This window comes from Stenotrophomonas maltophilia group sp. RNC7, assembly GCF_030910085.1.
Taxonomy (GTDB): Bacteria; Pseudomonadota; Gammaproteobacteria; order Xanthomonadales; family Xanthomonadaceae; genus Stenotrophomonas; species Stenotrophomonas sepilia.
Window position 1 is genome coordinate 1 of record NZ_JAVFVN010000821.1, and the last position, 308, is coordinate 308.

General features: G+C 62.3%; 1 protein-coding gene. It reads left to right on the forward strand.

Annotated features, from left to right (window positions below; all coding sequences use genetic code 11):
- Positions 1–226: hypothetical protein (locus tag RCF13_RS19980; RefSeq protein WP_308141486.1), on the forward strand; the 226-nt coding region annotated here is incomplete at its 5' end.
- Positions 227–308 lie beyond the last annotated feature (82 nt).

The following is a 308-nucleotide window of genomic DNA, read 5'->3' on the forward strand; positions in this document are numbered from 1 at the left end:
GTGGATGATCGAGCCACCTGGGTCGGCGCAGCGTGTCGGATTTCCAGTGAGGAGGGTTGACGATGCACAAGAAGTCGATCATGCAATCGCAGGCGTGCCACTATGGGAAGACGACGACAGCACGCCGCCGCTCGAACCGCCGCCGGTCCCACCTGCGGCTACGTTGAGCTGGCAGATGCTGGAGCGCGAGGAGCGCATCAGCAGTAATACGCAGGTACAGATCTAGAAGGTCCAGAAGGCCGGCACGCTAGAACTGTGTGGGTGGTGACGGAGGGGCGATCTTCGTCAACGCCGTGGCGACAGTGGGG